19 protein-coding genes are annotated in these 21352 nt (G+C 66.8%); 5 read left to right on the top strand and 14 right to left on the bottom strand.

Features of this window, described 5'->3' with window-relative positions:
- Positions 1–139 precede the first annotated feature (139 nt).
- From dnaK to AC3FKG_RS02155, 3 genes are all read left to right on the top strand, one after another.
- Positions 140–2083, top strand: a complete 1944-nt coding sequence (dnaK, locus tag AC3FKG_RS02165; RefSeq protein WP_483709190.1) for a molecular chaperone DnaK — start codon at positions 140–142, stop codon at positions 2081–2083.
- A gap of 166 nt (positions 2084–2249) precedes the next feature.
- Positions 2250–3389, top strand: coding sequence for a molecular chaperone DnaJ (dnaJ, locus tag AC3FKG_RS02160; RefSeq protein WP_483709188.1), 1140 nt, complete (start codon positions 2250–2252; stop codon positions 3387–3389).
- A gap of 75 nt (positions 3390–3464) precedes the next feature.
- Positions 3465–5363 (top strand): chorismate-binding protein, encoded by a 1899-nt coding sequence (locus tag AC3FKG_RS02155; protein WP_488742312.1) that lies wholly within the window; start codon positions 3465–3467, stop codon positions 5361–5363.
- 21 nt (positions 5364–5384) lie between these two features.
- Here AC3FKG_RS02155 and AC3FKG_RS02150 read toward each other — a convergent pair whose 3' ends face one another.
- The 9 genes from AC3FKG_RS02150 to AC3FKG_RS02110 all read right to left on the bottom strand — a co-directional run bounded on the left by AC3FKG_RS02150 (position 5385) and on the right by AC3FKG_RS02110 (position 13027).
- Positions 5385–6071 (bottom strand): energy-coupling factor ABC transporter ATP-binding protein, encoded by a 687-nt coding sequence (locus AC3FKG_RS02150; RefSeq protein WP_483709186.1) that lies wholly within the window; start codon positions 6069–6071, stop codon positions 5385–5387.
- A complete protein-coding gene (locus tag AC3FKG_RS02145; RefSeq protein ID WP_483709185.1) occupies positions 6068–6766 on the bottom strand; it encodes an ABC transporter permease in 699 nt (232 codons plus the stop codon). Before AC3FKG_RS02145 ends, AC3FKG_RS02150 begins: the two co-directional genes overlap by 4 nt.
- A 3-nt stretch (positions 6767–6769) precedes the next feature.
- Complete coding sequence (gene panB, locus AC3FKG_RS02140) at positions 6770–7591, bottom strand: 3-methyl-2-oxobutanoate hydroxymethyltransferase (RefSeq protein ID WP_488742311.1); 822 nt, start codon at positions 7589–7591, stop codon at positions 6770–6772.
- A gap of 103 nt (positions 7592–7694) precedes the next feature.
- Positions 7695–8339, bottom strand: coding sequence for a deoxynucleoside kinase (locus AC3FKG_RS02135; RefSeq protein WP_488742310.1), 645 nt, complete (start codon positions 8337–8339; stop codon positions 7695–7697).
- 33 nt (positions 8340–8372) lie between these two features.
- On the bottom strand, positions 8373–8891 hold the full coding sequence (folK, locus tag AC3FKG_RS02130) for a 2-amino-4-hydroxy-6-hydroxymethyldihydropteridine diphosphokinase (protein WP_483709181.1): 519 nt from the start codon (positions 8889–8891) through the stop codon (positions 8373–8375).
- On the bottom strand, positions 8888–10396 hold the full coding sequence (pcnB, locus tag AC3FKG_RS02125; RefSeq protein ID WP_483709180.1) for a polynucleotide adenylyltransferase PcnB: 1509 nt from the start codon (positions 10394–10396) through the stop codon (positions 8888–8890). The genes folK and pcnB overlap by 4 nt, the downstream gene beginning before the upstream one ends.
- A gap of 1 nt (position 10397) precedes the next feature.
- Positions 10398–11072 carry a histidinol-phosphatase gene (locus AC3FKG_RS02120; protein ID WP_483709179.1) on the bottom strand — a complete coding sequence of 225 codons (675 nt, stop codon included), beginning with the start codon at positions 11070–11072 and terminating at the stop codon, positions 10398–10400.
- Between the two features lie 84 nt (positions 11073–11156).
- The gene (hda, locus tag AC3FKG_RS02115; protein WP_483709178.1) at positions 11157–11864 is read right to left on the bottom strand and encodes a DnaA regulatory inactivator Hda; all 708 of its coding nucleotides are present in this window, start codon (positions 11862–11864) and stop codon (positions 11157–11159) included.
- 92 nt (positions 11865–11956) lie between these two features.
- Positions 11957–13027, bottom strand: coding sequence for an AI-2E family transporter (locus AC3FKG_RS02110; protein WP_483709177.1), 1071 nt, complete (start codon positions 13025–13027; stop codon positions 11957–11959).
- A 157-nt stretch (positions 13028–13184) separates the two neighbouring features.
- Between AC3FKG_RS02110 and purM the strand changes: the two genes are divergently transcribed.
- On the top strand, positions 13185–14237 hold the full coding sequence (gene purM, locus AC3FKG_RS02105) for a phosphoribosylformylglycinamidine cyclo-ligase (RefSeq protein WP_483709176.1): 1053 nt from the start codon (positions 13185–13187) through the stop codon (positions 14235–14237).
- 138 nt (positions 14238–14375) lie between these two features.
- Here purM and AC3FKG_RS02100 read toward each other — a convergent pair whose 3' ends face one another.
- Complete coding sequence (locus tag AC3FKG_RS02100; RefSeq protein ID WP_488742309.1) at positions 14376–15815, bottom strand: coniferyl aldehyde dehydrogenase; 1440 nt, start codon at positions 15813–15815, stop codon at positions 14376–14378.
- Between the two features lie 60 nt (positions 15816–15875).
- Entirely contained in the window at positions 15876–16769 is an 894-nt protein-coding gene (locus tag AC3FKG_RS02095) for a sterol desaturase family protein (RefSeq protein ID WP_483709173.1), read from the bottom strand.
- Between the two features lie 117 nt (positions 16770–16886).
- Here AC3FKG_RS02095 and AC3FKG_RS02090 point away from each other — a divergent pair, with 117 nt between their 5' ends.
- Entirely contained in the window at positions 16887–17813 is a 927-nt protein-coding gene (locus tag AC3FKG_RS02090) for a LysR family transcriptional regulator (protein WP_483709172.1), read from the top strand.
- Positions 17814–17819: 6 nt separating this feature from the next.
- Here AC3FKG_RS02090 and AC3FKG_RS02085 read toward each other — a convergent pair whose 3' ends face one another.
- The 3 genes from AC3FKG_RS02085 to mutL are packed head-to-tail and all read right to left on the bottom strand — an operon-like array spanning position 17820 to position 21324.
- Positions 17820–18323 carry a GNAT family N-acetyltransferase gene (locus tag AC3FKG_RS02085; RefSeq protein ID WP_488742308.1) on the bottom strand — a complete coding sequence of 168 codons (504 nt, stop codon included), beginning with the start codon at positions 18321–18323 and terminating at the stop codon, positions 17820–17822.
- A gap of 45 nt (positions 18324–18368) precedes the next feature.
- Positions 18369–19325, bottom strand: a complete 957-nt coding sequence (gene miaA / locus AC3FKG_RS02080) for a tRNA (adenosine(37)-N6)-dimethylallyltransferase MiaA (protein ID WP_488742307.1) — start codon at positions 19323–19325, stop codon at positions 18369–18371.
- A gap of 46 nt (positions 19326–19371) precedes the next feature.
- On the bottom strand, positions 19372–21324 hold the full coding sequence (gene mutL / locus AC3FKG_RS02075; protein ID WP_488742306.1) for a DNA mismatch repair endonuclease MutL: 1953 nt from the start codon (positions 21322–21324) through the stop codon (positions 19372–19374).
- Positions 21325–21352: the final 28 nt, after the last annotated feature.

Genomic DNA, 21352 nt, shown 5'->3' with positions numbered 1-21352 from the left:
CCGTTGACCGGATGGAAGTAACCGAGAAAATTACTCGGATTTGCAGATTCCGCCCTTGAAATGGCCTCGGACGGCCACATTTCGCACTCAGGATGAATTGCGGCCGCGCGGATAGCGATGGCTCAATAGGAGAGAACAAATGGGAAAGATCATCGGTATCGACCTCGGTACCACCAATAGCTGCGTGGCGATCCTGGAAGGCAGCACGCCCAAGGTCATCGAAAATTCGGAAGGCACCCGCACCACGCCTTCGATCATCGCCTACATGGAAGACGGCGAGATCCTGGTCGGTGCGCCGGCCAAGCGCCAGGCCGTGACCAATCCGCGCAACACGCTGTATGCCGTGAAGCGCCTGATCGGCCGCAAGTTCGAAGAGAAGGAAGTCCAGAAGGACATCGGCCTGATGCCGTATTCCATCGTCAAGGCCGACAACGGCGACGCATGGGTGGGCGTGCGCGACCAGAAGCTGGCGCCGCCGCAGGTGTCCGCCGAAGTGCTGCGCAAGATGAAGAAGACCGCCGAGGACTACCTGGGCGAGCCGGTGACCGAGGCCGTGATCACGGTGCCCGCGTACTTCAACGACTCGCAGCGCCAGGCCACCAAGGACGCCGGCCGCATCGCCGGCCTGGACGTCAAGCGCATCATCAACGAGCCGACCGCGGCCGCGCTGGCCTTCGGCCTGGACAAGAACGAGAAGGGCGACCGCAAGATCGCCGTGTATGACCTCGGCGGCGGTACCTTCGACATCTCGATCATCGAGATCGCGGACGTGGACGGCGAGAAGCAGTTCGAAGTGCTGTCGACCAACGGCGATACGTTCCTGGGCGGCGAAGACTTCGACCAGCGCATCATCGACTACATCATCGCCGAGTTCAAGAAGGACCAGGGCGTCGACCTGTCGAAGGACGTGCTGGCCCTGCAGCGCCTGAAGGAAGCCGCTGAAAAGGCCAAGATCGAACTGTCGAGCTCGCAGCAGACCGAGATCAACCTGCCGTACATCACGGCCGATGCATCGGGTCCGAAGCACCTGAACCTGAAGATGACCCGCGCCAAGCTCGAATCCCTGGTGGAAGAGCTGATCACGCGCACCATCGAGCCGTGCCGCACCGCGATCAAGGATGCGGGCGTCAAGGTCAGCGATATCGACGACGTGATCCTGGTCGGCGGCATGACCCGCATGCCCAAGGTGCAGGAACAGGTCAAGGAGTTCTTCGGCAAGGAAGCGCGCAAGGACGTGAACCCGGACGAAGCCGTGGCCGTCGGTGCCGCGATCCAGGGCTCGGTGCTGTCGGGCGACCGCAAGGACGTGCTGCTGCTGGACGTGACGCCGCTGTCGCTGGGTATCGAGACCCTGGGCGGCGTGATGACCAAGATGATCACCAAGAACACCACCATCCCGACCAAGCATGCGCAGGTGTTCTCGACCGCCGACGACAACCAGCCGGCGGTGACCATCAAGGTGTACCAGGGCGAGCGCGAAATGGCGACCGGCAACAAGCTGCTGGGCGAGTTCAACCTCGAAGGCATTCCGCCGGCACCGCGCGGCACGCCGCAGATCGAGGTGTCGTTCGACATCGATGCCAACGGTATCCTGCACGTGGGCGCCAAGGACAAGGCGTCCGGCAAGGAAAACCGAATCACCATCAAGGCGAATTCGGGCCTGTCGGAAGACGAGATCCAGCGCATGGTGAAGGACGCCGAGGCCAACGCCGAGGAAGACAAGAAGGCCCGCGAGCTGGCTGACGCCCGCAACCAGGCCGACGCGCTGATCCACTCGACCAAGAAGGCTGTCACCGAATACGGCGACAAGCTGGAAGCCGGCGAGAAGGAAAAGATCGAAGCTGCGGTCAAGGAACTGGAAGACGCCGCACGCGGTGGCGACAAGGCCGAGATCGACGCCAAGGTTGCCGCGCTGTCGGAAGTCAGCCAGAAGCTGGGCGAGAAGGTCTACGCCGACATGCAGGCCAAGGCCGGCGAGCAGGGCGCGGCGGGTGCCGCAGGCGCCGGTGCCCAGCAGCAGGCCCAGCCGCAGGACGATAACGTGGTCGACGCCGAGTTCAAGGAAGTCAACGACAAGAAGTAATCGGGAAGGGCGGCGCGGGCATGCGCCGGCGCCGCCCCTGTCCCGACGCCGGGCGACGGACATCGGACCCAGCGGGAAACCGCCGTCGGATGCCTCGCTCGGCTTTTTTGCTATTCGCCGGGAGCCGCAGTAGCGGCGGTTCCGGGCCAAAAGGTAATGAGCCACCATGGCAAAACGTGACTACTACGAAGTGCTCGGGGTAGGCAAGAACGCGAGCGACGACGAGATCAAGAAGGCTTATCGCAAGCTCGCGATGAAATACCACCCGGACCGCAATCCGGACAGCAAGGAATCCGAGGAAAAATTCAAAGAGGTCAAAGAGGCCTACGAGATGCTTTCCGATGCGGAGAAGAAGGCAGCATACGACCAATATGGCCATGCCGGCGTGGATCCGAACATGGCCGGCGGTTTCGGCGGCGGCCAGGGCTACGGCGGCTTTGCCGAGGCCTTTGGCGATATCTTCGGCGACATCTTCGGCCAGCAGGGCGCGGGCGGGCGCCGCGGCGGCGGCGGCCCGCAGGCCTATCGCGGCGCCGACCTGCGCTACAGCATGGAAATCTCGCTGGAGCAGGCCGCGCACGGCCACGAGGCACAGATCCGCGTGCCCCACTGGGACGAGTGCGACCACTGCCACGGCAATGGCGCCGAGCCCGGCTCGAGCGTGGAAACCTGTCCGACCTGCCACGGCGCCGGCCAGGTGCGCGTATCGCAGGGCTTCTTCAGCATGCAGCAGACCTGCCCGAAGTGCCACGGCAGCGGCAAGTTCATCCCGAAGCCGTGCACCAAGTGCCACGGCCAGGGCAAGCTGAAGTCGCAGAAGACGCTGGAAGTGAAGATTCCGGCCGGCATCGACGAAGGCATGCGCATCCGCTCGTCCGGCAACGGCGAGCCGGGCATCAACGGCGGCCCGCCGGGCGACCTGTATGTGGAAGTCCACATCAAGGCGCACCCGGTGTTCGAGCGCGACGGCGACGACCTGCACTGCCAGATGCCGATCTCCTTCGCCACGGCGGCGCTGGGCGGCGACCTGGAAGTGCCGACGCTGAACGGCAAGGCCACCTTCCCGGTGCCCGAGGCGACGCAGTCCGGCAAGACCTTCCGCCTGCGCGGCAAGGGCATCAAGGGCGTGCGTTCGGGCTATCCGGGCGACCTCTACGTGCATGTGGCCGTGGAGACGCCGGTCAAGCTGACCGACGCCCAGAAGGACATGCTGCGCCAGTTCGACCGCTCGGTCCATGAAGGCGGCTCGCGCCACAGTCCGCAGGAGCAGTCCTGGCTGGACAAGGTGAAGAGCTTCTTTAGCTGATCCGCCCCGCAAACCGGCCACGCACGCGCGTGGCCGGTTTGCTTTTGTGCCCGCAATGCGGGCCGGCAGCGCATAATGCAGGCGCTGTGTTTTTCCCCGCTTTCCGCTGTGCCTTTCCCGCATCCCTGCTCCAATTCCGAACCCTTCGTGCTGCTGGACGATGCAACTGCGTTGCCTGGCGAAGCGGCCTCGCGCCTATACACTGGCCTGATCCACGAAGACCTGCTGCCAGCCGGCAGTGACGTCACCCAGCTCGACATCCTGCTCGCCGAAGGCTGGCGCCACGGCTGGCATGCCACGCTGTTCGCGCCGTACGAATTCGGGGGCGCGCTGGTCGGTGCGCCTGCGCATACGGACAACCGGCTGCCGTTCCATGACGGTGCCGTGCATTTGCTGTGGTTCCGCGAAATGCAACGCCTGGACGGCGATGCCGTGCGCGCGTGGCTTCCGGCGCCGGATGCGCAAGCGCCCGCGGGGCTCATGGATATCACCGCCGACACCCCACGCGAAGCCTTCGATGCCGCGATCGCGCGCATCCATGCATGGATCGAGGCTGGCGACACCTACCAGGTCAACTTCACGCAGCGGCTCGCGTTCTCCGCCTTCGGCGATCCGCGTGCCCTGTATGCGGCGCTGCGCGCTGCACAGCCAGTTCCATTCGGCGTGCTGGCCTGCCTGCCGGGCGATGCCTGGGTGTTGTCGCTGTCGCCTGAGCTGTTCGTCCGGCACGACGGCGAAGGCGGCCTTGTGACGCGCCCGATGAAGGGCACCGCGCCGCGTTCCGGTGATCGGGCAAAGGACGCGCAAGCCTCGGCCGCTCTTGCTGCCGATGCCAAGAACCGCGCCGAGAACGTCATGATCGTCGACCTGCTGCGCAATGACCTGGGCCGCATCGCGCAGCCGGGCAGCGTGGCGGTGCCCGACCGCTTCGTCGTGCAGCCATTCGGCGCCGTGCTGCAGATGACTTCGACCGTCACGGCGACCGCGCGGCCGGATACGCGCTTTGGCGAGCTGTTCGGCGCACTGTTTCCGTGCGGCTCGATCACCGGCGCGCCCAAGCGGCGCACCATGCAGATCATTGCCGAACTGGAATCCGCCCCGCGCGGACTCTATACGGGCGCAATCGGCTGGCTCGACGCGCCGGCTGCCGGCGATCACGGCCTGTGCCGCTTCGCCATGTCGGTGGCCATCCGCACGCTGGCGCTGTCGCCAAGGGCGGCTGACAGGCTACGTGCCGGCGAGATGGGCGTGGGTGGCGGCATCGTGCATGACAGCGTGGCGTCGGACGAGTTTGCCGAGTGCGGCTGGAAGGCGCGCTTCGTGACCCGCCATGATCCGGGCTTCACGCTGTTCGAAACCCTGCGAGTCGAGGACGGCCATTGCCTGCGTCTTGATCGGCATCTTGCGCGCCTGGCCTCATCGGTGGCGACGTTCGGGTTTGCCTTCGACCGCGCGGCAGCGAGAGCCGCTATCGACGGGGAGGCCGCACGTCTTGGCGCCGGCGACTGGCGCTTGCGCATGAGCGTCGACAAGGCCGGCAAGCTTGTATTCGCCAGCGGAGCACTGCAGCCGCTGGCTGCGCAGACGGTCATGCTCGACTGCGCTGTGGAACCGCTGCCGGATGCCGATCCGCTGCGCCGGCACAAGACCAGCGTGCGCGCCGTCTACGACGCCGCCTGGCAGGCGGCGGAACGGGAAGGCTGCTTCGACCGGCTGTTCTTCAACACGCGTGGCGAACTGCTGGAAGGCGGCCGCAGCTCGGTGTTCGTCAAGGTCGAAGGCGAATGGCTGACGCCGCCGCTGGCCGCCGATATCCTGCCCGGTGTGATGCGTGCCGTCGTGCTGGAGGAGGGCGATGCAGTGCTCGATGGCCCGGCCCGCGAGTCCATCGTGACGCGTGCGATGCTGATGCGCGCGCAGGCGATCGTGGCGGTCAATTCGCTGCGCGGGGCGATGCGGGCCACGTTGCGTTAGCAACTGATGGCGGTCGCACCACTACCTATGGTGCGTATCCAGAACCCCGTCGCCGAGCTTCCAGCGCACCACTCCCGGCAGGTTGATCAGGTCGCGGTCGTGGCAGATCATCACCACGGTGCGGCCCTCGGCCGCCAGTTCGCGCACCAGCGCAATGACCTGTTCGCGCGCCTGTCCGTCCAGGCTCGAAGTCGGCTCATCGAGCAGCATCAGTTCCGGCTCCAGCACCTTGGCGCGCGCCAGCGCGACGCGCTGGACTTCTCCGCCGGACAGGCGCTCGGGCGCGGTGTCCTGCAGGTGCGCGACGCCGGCCCACGCCAGCGCCTCGTTCACCCGCTGCGCGATCTCCGGCTGCGGCAGCCCGCGCGCGTGCAGGCCGTAGGCGATGTTCTCGCGCACGGAAGTGCGGAACAGGTAGGGGTGCTGATGCAGATACGCAATGCGTTCGCGCAGTTCGCGCGGCAGCGGATCGAGCGGAGCGCTGCGTGCCGCGGCGTTGCCGCCGGTCCAGTGCACCGTAGCGCCGGGCGCAGGTTCCAGGCCGGCCACCATGCGCAGCAGCGTGGTCTTGCCCGCGCCGTTCTGCCCCGTCAGCACGATAGCCGCGGCGCGCGGAAAGACCAGTTCGCCGATCTCGAACAGCCGGCGCGCGCCGATGCTGCGTGACAGTCCGCGCACGGTCAGCAATGGCGTGGGCGAAGCGTTCATCGGCGGAAGCCTCCGGCGCCCTGCAGCCACGCCAGGGCAATGTTCACCAGCAGCGCCAGCGCTACCAGCACGATGCCGAGCGCGATCCCCTGCGCGAATTCGCCTTTGCTGGTCTCCAGCGCGATCGCCGTGGTGATGGTGCGCGTCGAGCCTTCGATATTCCCGCCGATCATCAACGCAGATCCGACTTCGGCAATCACGCGGCCGAAGCCGGCAACGATGGCCGCCATCAGCCCGAAACGCAGTTCCCGGATGACCGTGACGAACGTGCGCCAGCGTCCCGCGCCGAGCACGCGTGCAGTTTCGTGCAGGCGCGGATCGGCACCCTGCAGCGTCGACAGCGAAAACGCGAGGATCACGGGAAAGCCGATCACCGCCTGCCCGAGCACCATGCCGGCCGGCGTGAACAGCAGCGCCAGGCTGCCGAGCGGTCCCTGGCGCGTCAGCAGCAGGTAGAGGATGAGCCCGACCAGCACGGTCGGAAACGAGAGGAAGGCCTGCGCCACCACGACCACCGCGCGGCGGCCCGGAAACTGATGCGTGGCGATCAGCCAGGCCGCGCCCACCGCGGGGGCGGTAGCGATGGCGAGCCCCAGCACCGCCACCATCAGCGAGGTCCAGACAATGAACCAGAGTGCCGCGTCGCCGCTGGCGAGCAGGCGGAACGCGGCCAGCGTGGCGGCGCCGATCTCCACCGGTCAGGCGGAGAAGGTGTGCTCGGCTGCGGGGAAGCTGCCGTCCTTCACGGCGGCCACGTAGGCGCGGATGGCGCCTTCGATCGTGGTCTGGCCTTCCATGAAGTTGCGCACGAACTTGGCCTTGCGCCCCGGGTAGACGTTGATCATGTCCTGCAGCACCAGCACCTGGCCGGAGCATTCGGCACCGGCGCCGATGCCGATGGTCGGCACCTTGAGCTGCCGCGTGATCTCGCCGGCCAGCGTGGCCGGCACGGCTTCCATCAGCACGATCTGGGCGCCGGCGTCCTGCATCGCGAGCGCATCGCGCTTGAGCTGGGCCGCGCCTTCATCAGTCTTGCCCTGCACCTTGAAGCCGCCGAAGGCGTGCACCGACTGCGGCGTCAAACCGATGTGGGCGCACACCGGGATGCTGCGCTCGACCAGGAACCTGACCGTCGGGGCGAGCCAGTCGCCGCCTTCGAGCTTGACCATGTGGGCGCCGGCGCGCATCAGCGCAACGGCGCTGGCAAAGGCCATTTCGGGCGTGCCGTAGGTGCCGAAGGGCAGGTCGGTCACCAGCAGCGCGGTCTGGTTGGCGCGCGCCACGCATTCGGTGTGGTAGGCCATGTGCTCAAGCGTCACGGGCAGCGTGGTCTGCTGGCCTTGTATCACGTTGCCCAGGGAGTCGCCCACAAGGATGACTTCCACGCCGCAGAAATCCAGCAGTGCGCCGAAACTGGAGTCGTAGGCGGTCAGCATGGCGATCTTTTCACCGGCGTCGCGCATGGCCTGCAGACGGGGGATGGTGACGGTCTTGCGGGTGGGATCGAGGAGGTAGCTCATGGCAGTGACGAATCAGGAGAGAGGCGCTCGGCGTGTAGCGGCCGGCGCGGCTGTCGTTATGGTTATGTACCGCCCCGGGCATTGCTCGGCTGCCCGGCTGCGGTCAGGGCGCAGCCAGGTTGAGAAAGGCCCTGCGACCGCGCATGTTCTCGATGCGCGTCAGTAGTGTACGGAAATCCCCATCGTTGTCCACCGGATTGAAATGGGCGGTATCCACGATCAGCACCGGGGCGTCGTCGTAGCGATGGAACAGTTCGCCGTAGGCGTCCGTGAGCCGTTGCAGGTATGACTCGTCGATGCCGGTGGCCTCGCCGGGCGCGCCACGGCGGGCGATGCGCTCGCGCAGCAATGACGGCGTCGCTTGCAGCATGATGACCAGGTCGGTGCGCTGCGGCGGCAGCTGCAGCCGTGCGGCAATCGCGTCATAGAGCGCCAGTTCGTCTTCGGGCAGCGTCAGGGAAGCGTACAGGCGGTCCCGGGCGAAGAGGAAATTGGCCACCATGCGCTGCGTGGCCAGCAGGGCGTTCTGCCATTGCTGGAGCTGGTCGGCGCGCTTGTTCAGGCAGGCCAGCTGCAGCGGCAACGCGTAGCGGGCCGGTTCGCGGTAGAAGCGTTCCAGGAAGGGGGTGGCGCGGGCGCTATCGAGGAGCGCCGTTGCGTGCAGCGTGTGCGCGAGGCGTTGGGCCAGTGCGGTCTTGCCGGAGCCGACCGGACCTTCCACCACGATGCGACGCAGATGTTCGAGCATATCGTTGACAGCGCGGGCGTGCGGCCCCGCGGCTCAGCCGCCGCTGCCGGCTGCAAGTGCCCGCAGGCACTTGCAGGAGGAAACCTTCTCGATGCGCTGGTCGCCGACACCGGCGAGGTAGTCGATCGCGGGGCCCATGCCGGGGATCACGAGATCCGGGGCCAATTCGAGCAGCGGCACGAGCGTGAAGGCACGTACGGTGACACGCGGATGCGGCACGGTGAGCTGTTCGTCGTTGTGCTGCTCGTCACCGAACACCAGCAGGTCGAGGTCCAGCGTCCGCGGCGCGTTGCGGAACGGGCGTTCGCGGCCGAACTGGTCTTCGATGTGGTGGCAGATGCGCAGCAGTTGCGCGGCGGTGAACGAGGTCTGCACCTTGACCACCGCGTTGTAGTAATCGTCGCCACCGGCATCGACAGGCGCAGTCCGGTACAGCGAGGACCGTGCCAGCACCGTGATGCCGACCTGCTGGGCCAGGCACACGATGGCGTCTTTCAGCGCCTGGCGGGCATCGCCCAGGTTGGCGCCGATGCCGATGAAGGCGAGTTTCATTGATGTTCCTCCGGCTGGTCGCGGCCGGCATGGACTTCCGGCCCCGCTTCCGTGTCGCTCCGGGAAGAAACTTTATCCGATTTCCGCGGACTGCGTCGGCGGCGCTTCTTGCGTGCCGGGGCGTCGCCCTCGGCCGCCGGACTACGCGGCGTGCGGGCGCCATCGATCAGGCCTTCGCGCTCGTCGGGATCGGCGTCCTGGAAATCTTGCCACCAGCGCGCCAGGTCCTCCGGCATTTCGCCGGACTGGCAGCGCAGGTGGAGGAAGTCGAAACCGGCGCGGAAGCGCGGCGACTCCAGCAGGCGGAACGGCATGCGGCCCACGCGCTTCTCGAAGCGCGGCTGCATGCCCCAGATGTCGCGCATGTCGGTGACGAAGCGGCGCTGGATTGCCAGCTGGCCGGTCTGCTTTTCCAGCACGGCGTCCATGGCCGTGTTGAGCGCCGCGATCGGGTGCTCGCCGCGTGCGCGCTCGGCATTCCAGCGCTGCAGCACGTGGTGCCACAGCAGCGCGGCGAACAGGAAGCCCGGCGACACCGGCTTGCCCGATTGCACGCGGCGATCGGTGTTGTCTAGCGCCAGCTGCACGAAGCGCTGGCCCATGGGCTGCTCCAGCGCCACGTCCAGCAGCGGCAGCAGGCCCTGGTGCAGGCCGGCCTTGCGCAGTTCCTGCAGCGATGCCCAGGCGTGGCCGGACATCAGCAGCTTGAGCATCTCGTCAAACAGGCGCGCGCTGGGCACGTTGTGGATCAGCGTGGCCAGGCCTTCGATCGGCTCGCGCGTGGCCTCGTCGATGCCGAAGCCGGTCTTGGCAGCGAATCGCACCACGCGCAACATGCGCACCGGGTCCTCGCGGTAGCGCGTGACCGGGTCGCCGATCATGCGCAGCGTGCGCGCGCGGATGTCTTCCATGCCGTGATGGTAGTCATGCACGGTCTGCGCGGCCGGATCGTAGTACATCGCGTTGATGGTGAAGTCGCGGCGTTCCGCGTCTTCGGCCTGCGAGCCCCACACGTTGTCGCGCAGCACGCGGCCCGAGGCATCGATGGCGTGGGTCTTGCTGTCGAGTTCGGAGCGCTTGAGGCGCCGGCCTTCGGGCAGCGTCTCGCTGGCCACGGCATCGACCAGCGCGCGGAACGTGGAGACTTCGATGATCTCCTGCTCGCGACCGCCATAGAACGTGACGTGGACGATCTGGAAGCGCCGGCCGATGATGCGCGAGCGCCGGAACAGCGCCTGCACCTGCTCGGGCGTGGCGTTGGTGGCGACATCGAAATCCTTGGGCTTGATGCCCAGCAGCAGGTCGCGCACCGCGCCGCCGACGATAAACGCCTGGTAGCCTGCCTGTTGCAGCGTGGAAGTGACTTTAACGGCATTGCGCGACAGCAGGGTCGGGTCAATGCGGTGCTCTTCCACGGTAACGATGCGCGGCGTGTGGGCGCGGCCGATGCGGCGCTGCTTGGGGCCAGGATTGCCCAGTAGGCGGTTGATGAGCTTCTTGATCACGTCAGAACAGATCCATGATGCGCCAGCCCGCGGCGGCGGCATGCTCGCGCAGGCGATCATCCGGGTTGGTGGCGATGGGCTCGCTGGCCTTTTCCAGCAGCGGCAGGTCGTTGGCCGAGTCGCTGTAGAAGTAGGTGGTGCTGAAATCGTTCCAGTGCGCGCCCTGGCTCTTCAGCCAGGCGTCGACGCGGGTAATCTTGCCTTCTCGGAAACTCGGCACGCCGTCGACCTCGCCGGTGAACTGGCTTTCCGGCTTGCCGTCGACCGTTGCCGGTTCGGTGGCGATCAGGTGCTTGATGCCAAACGCCGCCACGATCGGCGCCGTGACGAAGCTGTTGGTGGCCGTGACCACAGCGCACAGGTCGCCGGCTTCCAGGTGCTTGTAGACCAGCGCGCGGGCCTGCGGCGTCATGACGGGGTCGATCACTTCATGCATGAAGCGCTGGCGCAGGGCGTCGAGCCGGTCGCGCGAGTTGGCGGCCAGCGGCGCCAGCGCAAAGCGCAGGAAAGCCTGGATATCCAGGGTGCCGGCCTTGTAGTGGCCATAGAACTCGTCGTTCTTGCTGCGGTAGGATTCCTCGTCCACAACGCCCTGGCGCACCAGGAAGCGGCCCCATTCGTGGTCGCTGTCAGTCGGGATCAGGGTATGGTCGAGATCAAAGAGTGCCAGATTCATGGGGCGCGATTTTACCTTAAGGGAGGAGACCGGTCGGCAACGTGGCCCGCGCGACCGCTCCGGCCGGAACGAAGCAAATGGCGATTATTCCCGGAACTCCGCGAACATCTCGCGAAGCAGGGGCAAGGTCACCGGGCGCTTGCGCTCCAGCGAGTACGTATCGAGCGCATCGAGCAGCGCCATCAGGCTGGGCATGTCGCGGTAATGGCGGGTCACCAGCCAGTGGGTGATCTCCGGTGAAAGCTGCAGTCCGCGTTCGCGTGCCGCTTGCAGCACAGCTGACATCTTGTCTTCGTCCGACAACGGCTGCACCTGGTAGACCAGGCCCCAGCCCAGCCGGGTGCGCAGGTCTTCACGGACCGGCATGGCACGCGGCGCCAGGCCCCCGGCCACCACCAGCGCGGTGCGCACGTGCGCGCGGACTTCGTTGTAGAGCGAAAACACCGCGATCTGGCGCGCTTCGTCGAGCAGGTCGACATCGTCCACCGTATAGAGCTGGCAGGACGGATCGAACAGGAAATCCGACAGCGGGTGGTGCGGGCTCAGGTAGCGGCAGTTGATGCCGGTCTGCGGCGTGGCTTCGCATACGGCGTGCAGCAGGTGCGTGCGGCCGCAGCCCACTTCGCCCCACAGGTAGACCAGCCGGTCCACGGCGCGCTCCTGCGCGACCGCATTGGGCAGGTCGTGCAGGCGCTGCACCGCCTCGCGGTTCGAAGCCACGACGAAATTGTCGAAGGTCGAAGGCGGGGGGCTGCCAAGCTCGAGCGAAAGTTGCTTGGGACGCGGGGACATGACGTATGGCTTGCTTGCTGGGGACAGCTCGCGCGGTGCGCTTGGAATCGGCTCAAGCCGACTATTGTCCGTCATTTTTCCCGTTGCTTCCGTTATTTCCGATAAAGGTCGCTGGCCAGGTACGCGCGGCGCAGTTGCCTGGCGCCGACCAGCAATACGGCGGACGTGGGCAGCGCCAGCAGCACGCCGAAGAAGCCGAACAGCTGGCCAAAGGCGAGCAGGGCGAAGATCACCACCAGCGGGTGCAGCCCGATGCGCTCGCCGACCAGGCGCGGCGTGAGGTAGAAGCTCTCGACGAACTGGCCGATGCCATACACGACCGCGACTGCCGCCAGCCCATACCAGTCGCCGAACTGCAGCAGCGCGGCCAGGATCGCCAGCACCAGGCCGACGCCGAAGCCGATATAGGGAATGAAGACCGCCAGGCCCGTGAACACGCCCACGGGTACGCCAACGTCAAAGCCGGCAACGGTCAGCCCGATCGAATAGATCGAGGCCAGGATCACCATCACCAGGATCTGGCCGCGCAGGTACTGCGACAGCAGCACGTCGGTCTCGCCGGTGAGTTCGCGCACCTTGGGCACCCAGCGGCGCGGCACCAGGCCTTCGATGCGCCGCATCACCATGTGCCAGTCCATCATCAGGTAGAACATGACGATGGGAACGATGAACAGCATGCCGGCCACTTCGATCAGGGCCGAGCCCGAGACCTTGGCATAGTTCAGGAACACCGCCAGCAGGTCTTCGGGACTGGCCGAGAAACGATCCGACAGCATGCTGCGCAGGCCCGGGAAATCGAAGCGCACGCGCACGCCGAAGTCCGCCAGGCGCGGCGCGACCACGGCGTTGAGCTTCTTCAGCAGCACCGGCAACTGTTCGCGGACCTGGGGGATTTCCCGCTGGAGCACGGCGATCAGCAGCAGTACCAGCACCACGCCGATCACCAGCAGCAGCAGGATCATCAGCGTCACGCCGACGGCACGCGGTATGCGCCGGCGTTGGAGCCAGTCGACGCCCGGGGTCAGGATGTACGCAAAGATGAACGCGAGCAGGAACGGCGTCAGAATCGGCGCAAGCGCGACGATGGCCGCAAACAGGCCAGCGGCAACCACAATCCACAGCAGGACGCGCTTGGTCTCTTGGTTCAGCAGGGGAGCGTTCATCGGTGGGCGCATAGGATGGAATGGCGAAACTGGTAGCCGGGCGCCTGTATCCGTTAAAATCGCGATTCTACTGGACTCGCGCCCGCCCCCTGCTGCTGCTGGGGCCGCCGGAGCGGCGAATTCACCACTTTATCTCCTCTGACACAAGCAGGTTCCCATGAGCGCTTCCCCGACCGCCGGCCAGGCAGGCCTTTCCTACCGCGATGCCGGTGTTGACATCGATGCCGGCGATGCCCTGGTCGACCGCATCAAGCCGTTTGCCAAGCGGACCATGCGCGAAGGCGTAATGGCTGGCATCGGCGGTTTTGGCGCGTTGTTCGAGCTGTCGAAGAAGTACCAGGAGCCCGTGCTGGTGTCGGGCACCGACGGCGTGGGCACCAAGCTCAAGCTGGCGTTCCAGCTGAACCGCCACGACACCGTGGGCCAGGACCTGGTGGCCATGAGCGTGAACGACATCCTGGTGCAGGGCGCCGAGCCGCTGTTCTTCCTCGATTACTTCGCCTGCGGCAAGCTCGACGTGGACACCGCCGCCACCGTGATCCAGGGCATCGCCCGCGGCTGCGAACTGTCGGGCTGCGCGCTGATCGGCGGCGAGACCGCCGAAATGCCGAGCATGTACCCGGACGGCGAATACGACCTGGCCGGCTTCGCGGTCGGCGCGGTGGAAAAGCGCAAGATCATCGACGGCACCACCATTGTCCCGGGCGACGTGGTGCTGGGCCTGGCTTCGTCGGGCGCGCACTCGAACGGCTATTCGCTGGTGCGCAAGATCATCGAAGTGGCCAAGCCGGACCTGAACGCGGACTTCCACGGCCAGCGCCTGCAGGACGCCATCATGGCGCCGACGCATATCTACGTGAAGCCGCTGCTGTCGCTGATCGAAACGCTGCCGGTCAAGGGCATGGCCCACATTACCGGCGGCGGCCTGACCGAAAACGTGCCGCGCGTGCTGCCGCAGAACACCACGGCCGTGCTCCACCGCGACGCCTGGACGCTGCCGCCGCTGTTCCAGTGGCTGCAGGCGCAAGGCCGCGTGGCGGACGACGAAATGCATCGCGTGTTCAACTGCGGTATCGGCATGGTGGTGATCGTCGCGAAGGAAGATGCCGAACGCGCGATCCGTCACCTGCAGGCTGCCGGCGAAGCCGTGTGGCAGATCGGCGAGATCCGCGAGCGCGCGGAAGGCCAGGCGCAGACCGTGGTGGTCTGACGGTCCGAAGGCCGGCCTTGCGGCCGGCAGCCGGTGATCGAACAGGAAGTTGAAGAGGGCACATGCATGGCATGTGCCCTTTTTGATTTTCAGGCGAGGGGCACCGGACATCCCGGCAACAAGCCCGGGGCCGAAACGCTATCCCTTCAGCCGGGTCAGCAGATTCATCAGCTTCAGGGCCCTTCCTGCATACGGTGGCTGAAACAGCTTCTGCACTAGCGACACCGGCCCCTGATAAAACACCGGCCGCAGCTTGGAGAAGGTATTGAACCCCTCCCGGCCGTGGTAGTGCCCCATCCCGCTCGGCCCGACACCGCCAAATGGCAGGTCATGCTGCGCCACGTGCAGCAGCGCGTCATTCACCGATACGCCACCGGACATCACGTGCGTGATGTAGTACCGCTGCAGCGCCTTGTCATGCGTGAACGGGTAGATCGCCAGCGGCCGGTCATGCGCGTTGATGTAGTCGGCCACTTCCTGATGGTCGCGATAGGTGCGGATGGGCAGGATCGGCCCGAAGATCTCGCGTTGCGACACCAGCATGTCCTCGCGGGGATCGAGCACCAGGCAAGGCGCGAACTTGCGCGCCGCGGCGTCGCCGGTGGCCAGCTCGACGATCGTTGCGCCCTTTGCCCTGGCATCCTCCAGCGTCGCATGCAGGCGGTCATAGGCGCGCTGGTCGATGATGGCGGTGTAGTCGTTGCTGGTCAGGTCGGGGAAGCGCTCGGCAACCAGCCGCCTGGCATGCGCGACGAACGCGTCCACCGCGCCCTCGGGCAGGAAGACGTAGTCGACATTGGTGCAAATCTGCCCGGCATTGAACAGCTTGACCCACAGGATGCGCTCGGCGGCGGCCTGGATTGGAAAGTCCGATGCCACGATCGCCGGGGCCTTGCCGCCCAGTTCGAGCGTGACCGGCGTGAGATGGCGCGCCGCATTGGCCATGACCGCGCGGCCCGTGGCGCCCGACCCGGTGAACAGCAGGTGGTCGAAGGGCAGCGAAGAAAAGGCCGGTCCGCGCCCGCCGCCGTCCTCGAAGAACTTCAACTTGTCTTCTGGGAAGTAGCGCGGGCTGATGCGCGCCAGCAACTGCGCCAGGTGGCGCGAGTTCTCCGACATCTTGACCATGGCGCGGTTGCCAGCCGCGAAAATTGCCGCAAGCGGGCAGAAGGCTAGGTTGAGCGGAAAATTCCACGGCACGATGACCCCGACCACGCCCAGCGGCTGCGGGATGACGCGGTTGCGCGCACCCGGGTACATCAGCCTGTCGATATGGCGCCGTTGCGGCTTTATCCACTTGCGCAACTGCTTGCGGGCGTCGCGGATCGATTCGAGCGCGACGAAGAACTCCGCGAACAGGGTCTCGAATTCGGAGCGGCTGCCGTAGTCGCGCGCGATCGCTTCGACGATGTGCGCGCGGTTTTCCTTCAGCATGCGCGACAGCATGGTCAGGTCGGCAATCCGTTGCGCATGGCCTGGCTCGGGGTCGGCGAGATAGGCCTGCCGCTGACGCGCAAAACAGGCCTGGAATTCTTCCGGCATCACCACGTGATCGGCTGGCAGGTCAATGGCACCCACGGGGTCTCCTGTTGATTGGTTCCGGTTGAGGCGTGAAGGCGTCCCGATGCGTTGTCCGCGTCAGGGATTGCCAGCGGCCGTGGCGTCGGAGGCGGCGTCCTGGTCGCCGTAAGCCTTTCCGCCGAAGCGCAGCGCCGTATGCTGGCGCTGCGAGTGGCGCAACGGGTAGAACATCTGCGCGGCCCAGTGCTCGGCGCCGAAGCGGCGGTCATCCTCCAGCCCGACCTTCGCGGGGTACTGGCGGGTGATGTGCGCCGTGCCGAACAGCATATCCCAGATGAACAGCAGGTTGCCGAAGTTGCCCTTGTAGTGGCCGATGCCGTCGGCATTGGTCAGCGCATGGTGGGCCCAGTGCGTGGCCGGCGTGGAGATGGTTCTTTCCACCACCCACATCAGCGGGCGCAGCGCACGGATGCGGTACAGCGGCTCGTCCCAGCGCCAGGCACAGTGCGCGCCGAGGATCACGAGCATCTTGACCACGATGTACACGGCATAGACCTTGCCGAAGCCCAGGTACAGCAGCACGCCCGCGCTCCACAGCCCCGGCATCATCAGGTAATAGAAGAAGTTGTTCCGGTACGTGACGCGGATGCTCATGTACGACGCCGAGTGGTGCGCGCGATGCAGCGGCCACAACCACGGCGAATGGGATGCGCGATGCCACCAGTACTGCGTCATGTCGTCGGCGACCAGCAGGATCGCCGTCATCGCCCACCACGGCAGATGGGACCATGCACCGCGCATGTCGGGCATGAGCCAGTTGCACAGCCAGTTGGCGCCCAGCAGCGCGAACGGCTGCGTCACGGCGACCAGGCTGACGAACATCAGCACTTCGAGCTTGGTGTCGTTGGCGTCGGCGCGCACGCCTTGCTGGTAGCGCCGCGTGGCAAATTCCATGACGGCAAAGCCAAGGATGATGCTGCCGATCAGCAGGTTCTGTAGCTGCAGGTTCATGCGGGCTGTCTCCGATCTCTTCGATGCTGGTTGTGCGGAAACTCTAGGTTGGCGCTGCCGATGCGTCCAATGCATAATGGACATTATCCCAATGTGTCTTGCGCAATGAGGTTGCCCATGGATCTCCGCCGGCTCAGCCATGTGGTCGCGCTTGCCGATACGCTGCACTTCGCCCGCGCGGCGGAGCAGGTTCACCTCAGCCAGCCCGCGTTCAGCCGCAGCATCCAGGCCATTGAAAGTGATCTCGGCGTGCGGCTGTTCGAGCGCGAAGCGGGCGATATCCGGCCCACGCCGGCCGGGGAATTCGTGCTCGAGCGCGCGCGCCGGCTGCTGTTCGAGGCACGTTGCATGCAGCGCGATGTCGAGCTTTACCGGGACACCCAGCTTGGCGACACGGCGTTCGGCGTCGGACCGTTTCCGGCCGCGACGCTGCTGCCGCGCGTGCTGTCGGAGCTTCGGCACCAGCATCCGCAGGTCTCGCTGCGGGTCGAGGAGAGCAACTGGGTCCTGTTGCTGGAGCGCTTGCGCGCGGAGGACATCGAGTTCTTCGTCGCCGACGTGCGCGACCTGCCGGAGGACGCGGCGCTGGAAGTGCGTCCGCTGCCGGCCCAGTCCGGGCGCTTCTTTGTCCGCGCGGGGCATCCACTGGCCGGTACGGCTTGCACGATCGGCGAGGCCTGGCAGTATGGGGTCGCGAGCGTCAAGGCGCCGCGCGTGGTGACGGCGGCGTTCTCCCGGGCGCTTGGACTGCCGCCCGGCCACGACGCCGTGCTGGCGCTTGAGTGCGACGACTTTGCCGTGATCCGGGCGGTCACCTTGTCCACCGACATGGTGCTTGGCGCGACCGATGCCTCGGTCAGGGCGGAGCTGGCTTCCGGCCAACTGGTCGCGCTGGCGGTGGAGGGATTTCCCGCGTTGCAGGCCGGCATGGGTATTGTGAACCTGCGCCACCGCACGCCGTCGCCGATGGCGGTGAAAGCGATCCGCTGCATCGAGCGGGTGGCAGCGCAGATCAGCGGCGAGGGCGAAGCCTTGCCGCAATAGGCCGGGTCAGTCCGGTACGCCGAGGCGGGCCAGTGCATCGCCGGTGACGCGGCAGATGCGCCAGTCCGGCATGACGTCCGCGCCCATGGCCTTGTAGAACTCGATCGACGGTGTGTTCCAGTCGAGCACCGACCATTCGAAGCGGCCGCAGCCGCGCTCCACCGCCAGCGCCGCCAGGTGCCTGAGCAGCGCCTTGCCAAGGCCATGGCCGCGCCAGGCCGGTTCGACGAACAGGTCTTCGAGATACAGGCCGGGTTTGGCCAGGAAGGTCGAGAAATTGTGGAAGAACAGCGCGAAGCCGACGGGCCGTGTGCCATCTGGTGTATGGGCTTCGACCAGCACGGCCTCGGCTTGCGGCTGCGCGCCAAACAACGCGTGTTCAAGCTTCTGCGGCGTGGCTTCGACCAGATGGGTCAGCTTTTCGTACTCGGCCAGGTCCGAGATCAGGCGGAACAGCGTGGTGCAGTCGGCAGGCGCGGCGGGGCGGATGGCAAAGTAAGGAGACGGCATGGGGCAGGGCATGGTGCGGGACAGACGACGATTATCGCCGCTGCGTCACATCCCGGCCAGCCGCGCAACCTGCGCGACGTAGTCGGGCGCGAGGCAATCGACGGACAAGCGTTCCGGCGTGCTGCGCAGCCATGTGAGCTGGCGCTTGCAAAGCTGGCGCGTGGCCGCGATGCCGCGTTCGCGCATGGCCGGGTAGTTGCAATCGCCGTCCAGGTATTCCCAGATCTGCCGGTAGCCCACGCAGCGGATCGACGGCAGGCCCGGGTGCAGATCGCCGCGCCGGCGCAGGCGTTCGACTTCCTCGATCAGGCCGCCGGCCAGCATGGCGTCGTAGCGCGCGGCAATGCGCGCGTGCAGCACGGCGCGGTCCGACGGCTCCAGCGCGATCACGCGGTAGCGCTGGTCGGCCGCGCCCGTGAAGGCGCGGCCGTCTGCCTGGCGCGCCAGCAGTTCGGACATCGGTTGCCCGGACAAACGGTGGATCTCCAGCGCGCGCTGGATGCGCTGGGCATCGTTGGGCGCGAGCCGCGCCGCCGTGACCGGATCGACTTCCGCCAGCATGGCATGCAGCGCTGGCCAGCCGCGTGCGGCGGCGAGTTCGTCGAGTTCGGCGCGCACGGCCGGATCGGCCTGGGGCAGGTCGTTCAGGCCCTGCGTCAGCGCCTTGTAGTAGAGCATGGTGCCGCCGACGATCAGCGGCTGGCGCCCGCGCGCGCGGATCTCGCCGATCAGCCGTTCAGCGTCGGCGACGAACTGCGCGGCGGAGTAGCTGTCGGCCGGATCGATGATGTCGATCAGATGGTGCGGCACCGCGGCCAGCTCGTCGGGCGTGGGCTTGGCGGTGCCGATATCCATCTCGCGATAGACCAGCGCCGAATCCAGGCTGATGATTTCCACGGCTGCCTCCTGTGCCAGGGCCAGCGCGGCGGCGGTCTTGCCGGAGGCGGTCGGGCCGAGCAGGCAGACGATGGGCGGGTGTGCGGACGACGGCAAGGCGGACATCAGGTCAGGACTCAGGCAGGGCAGGACGTGGTGCGGGAGGGCGGCCTTACTGGCCGCGCAGGAACAGCCGGTCCAGCTCGGCCACGCTGAGCTGGACCCAGGTCGGGCGGCCGTGGTTGCACTGGTCGGCGCGCTCGGTCTGCTCCATCTGGCGCAGCAGCGCGTTCATCTCTTCTATCGTGAGCTTGCGGTTGGCGCGCACCGCGCTGTGGCAGGCCAGCGTGGCCAGCAGTTCGTTGCGACGCTCGGCCAGCACGCGGGAGCCGCCGTAGGCGTTCAGGTCGCGCAGCACGTCGCGCGCCAGCGCCTCGGCGTCGGCCTGCTGCAGCAAAGCCGGCACGGCGCGCACGGCGAGCGTGGTCGGCGATACCGGCGCGATGTCGAAACCGAGCAACGCCAGCGTATCGCGATGCTCCTCGGCCGTGCCGATCTCCACCGGGTTTGCCGGCAGGGTCACGGGCAGCAACAGCGGTTGCACGGCGAGATCGCGCGCATCAAGCGCGTCCTTGATCTGCTCGTACAGGATGCGCTCGTGCGCCGCGTGCATGTCGACGAGCACCAGGCCGCGCGCATTCTGCGCGAGCACGTAGACGCCATGCAGCTGGGCGATCGCATAGCCGAGCGGGTGATCGTCGGTGTCCTGCGCGGCGTCGTCCGCGGCGGGCGGGAGTGGCCGGGCCACGGCGATGCCGTCGAGCAGGCCGGGCGGCTCATCGGCCCGCGCGGCCTGCGCATCGGCCAGCCATGCGGGAGGCTGGGACGACGGCATATAAGGCCGCGGCGCCGTGGCGCCACGCACCATCCCCAGATAGGCCTGGCGTGGCTGAGCGATGCCAAGTTCGGTCTGGCGCGCCGCCGAATAGTTGATCCACTGGCTGCCGCTGCCCGCTGCACCGTAGGGCGCGCGTGGCTCTTGCAGCCGGATGGCGCCCGGCGCGGGCACCGGCTCGTCGTCCGTGCCGCTGTGCAGGCTGTCGCCATTCTCTCCGGCCTGGCGCGCCAGGCAGCGCTGCACGGCGTGATAGACGAACTGGTGCACGGCGCGCGATTCGCGGAAGCGCACCTCGATCTTCGACGGGTGGACGTTCACATCCACCATCTCGGGCGGCAGGTCCAGGCACAGCACGTAGGACGGGAAACGGTCGCCATGCAGCACGTCCTGGTAGGCGCTGCGCACCGCGTGGTTCAGCAGCTTGTCGCGCACGAAGCGGCCGTTCACGAAGAAGTACTGCTGGTCCGGCCGCCCGCGCGAGGCCGTGGGCAATCCGGCAAAACCATAGAGATGGAGATCGCCGGCCGCTTCATCGAGCGGTAACCGGGCCCGGGCAAAATCGCTGCCGAGCACCTGCGCCGTGCGCGTGGCCACATCGCCGGCGTTCCAGTGTTCGAGCGGCTTGCCATTGTGGTGGACCGAGATCGCCACGTCGGGACGAGCCAGCGCCGCGCGCCGGACCATTTCCAGGCAATGCCCCAGCTCGGTCTGTTCCGACTTGAGGAACTTTCGGCGCGCCGGAGTGTTGAAGTAGAGATGCTGGACGTCCACCGTTGTGCCGACTCCGCCAGATGCCGGCTGCAAGGCGCCGGTATCGGCACTGACCAGCGTGGCGTGCGGGTCATTTGCGGTACGGCTGGTCAGCGACAGCTGGGACACGGAAGCGATCGAGGCCAGGGCCTCGCCGCGGAAGCCGAGGGTCAGCACGGCCTCGAGTTCATCGAGTGAAGCGATCTTGCTGGTGGCGTGGCGCATCAGGGCCACGGGCAGTTCGGATGCGGGGATGCCGCAACCGTTGTCCGAGATGACGATGCGCCGCACGCCGCCTTCCTCAAGCCGGATGCCGAGCTGGCTGGAGCCGGCGTCGAGCGCGTTCTCGAGCAGTTCCTTCACCACGGAGGCCGGGCGTTCCACGACTTCACCCGCGGCGATCTGGCTGATGAGCTGGTCGGGCAGGGGGCGGATCGGGCGCGGCGGCTGCGCGGTTCGGGAGGCGGAGGCTGGCATGCGGCGATTATACGTGCCGTGCCACACG

The sequence above is a fragment of the Cupriavidus sp. 22TCCZM04-2 genome (genome assembly GCF_057798895.1).
Note: the sequence above shows the minus strand (reverse complement) of the source record. Positions and strands in the feature narration are given on the sequence as shown.

Coding starts and splice junctions, on each gene's coding strand:
- dnaK (WP_483709190.1), top strand. CDS start 140: ATGGGAAAGATCATCGGTATCGACCTCGGTACCACCAATAGCTGCGTG.
- dnaJ (WP_483709188.1), top strand. CDS start 2,250: ATGGCAAAACGTGACTACTACGAAGTGCTCGGGGTAGGCAAGAACGCG.
- AC3FKG_RS02155 (WP_488742312.1), top strand. CDS start 3,465: ATGCAGGCGCTGTGTTTTTCCCCGCTTTCCGCTGTGCCTTTCCCGCAT.
- AC3FKG_RS02150 (WP_483709186.1), bottom strand. CDS start 6,071: ATGAACGCTTCGCCCACGCCATTGCTGACCGTGCGCGGACTGTCACGC.
- panB (WP_488742311.1), bottom strand. CDS start 7,591: ATGAGCTACCTCCTCGATCCCACCCGCAAGACCGTCACCATCCCCCGT.
- AC3FKG_RS02135 (WP_488742310.1), bottom strand. CDS start 8,339: ATGCTCGAACATCTGCGTCGCATCGTGGTGGAAGGTCCGGTCGGCTCC.
- folK (WP_483709181.1), bottom strand. CDS start 8,891: ATGAAACTCGCCTTCATCGGCATCGGCGCCAACCTGGGCGATGCCCGC.
- AC3FKG_RS02120 (WP_483709179.1), bottom strand. CDS start 11,072: ATGAATCTGGCACTCTTTGATCTCGACCATACCCTGATCCCGACTGAC.
- hda (WP_483709178.1), bottom strand. CDS start 11,864: ATGTCCCCGCGTCCCAAGCAACTTTCGCTCGAGCTTGGCAGCCCCCCG.
- AC3FKG_RS02110 (WP_483709177.1), bottom strand. CDS start 13,027: ATGAACGCTCCCCTGCTGAACCAAGAGACCAAGCGCGTCCTGCTGTGG.
- purM (WP_483709176.1), top strand. CDS start 13,185: ATGAGCGCTTCCCCGACCGCCGGCCAGGCAGGCCTTTCCTACCGCGAT.
- AC3FKG_RS02095 (WP_483709173.1), bottom strand. CDS start 16,769: ATGAACCTGCAGCTACAGAACCTGCTGATCGGCAGCATCATCCTTGGC.
- AC3FKG_RS02090 (WP_483709172.1), top strand. CDS start 16,887: ATGGATCTCCGCCGGCTCAGCCATGTGGTCGCGCTTGCCGATACGCTG.
- AC3FKG_RS02085 (WP_488742308.1), bottom strand. CDS start 18,323: ATGCCGTCTCCTTACTTTGCCATCCGCCCCGCCGCGCCTGCCGACTGC.
- miaA (WP_488742307.1), bottom strand. CDS start 19,325: ATGTCCGCCTTGCCGTCGTCCGCACACCCGCCCATCGTCTGCCTGCTC.
- mutL (WP_488742306.1), bottom strand. CDS start 21,324: ATGCCAGCCTCCGCCTCCCGAACCGCGCAGCCGCCGCGCCCGATCCGC.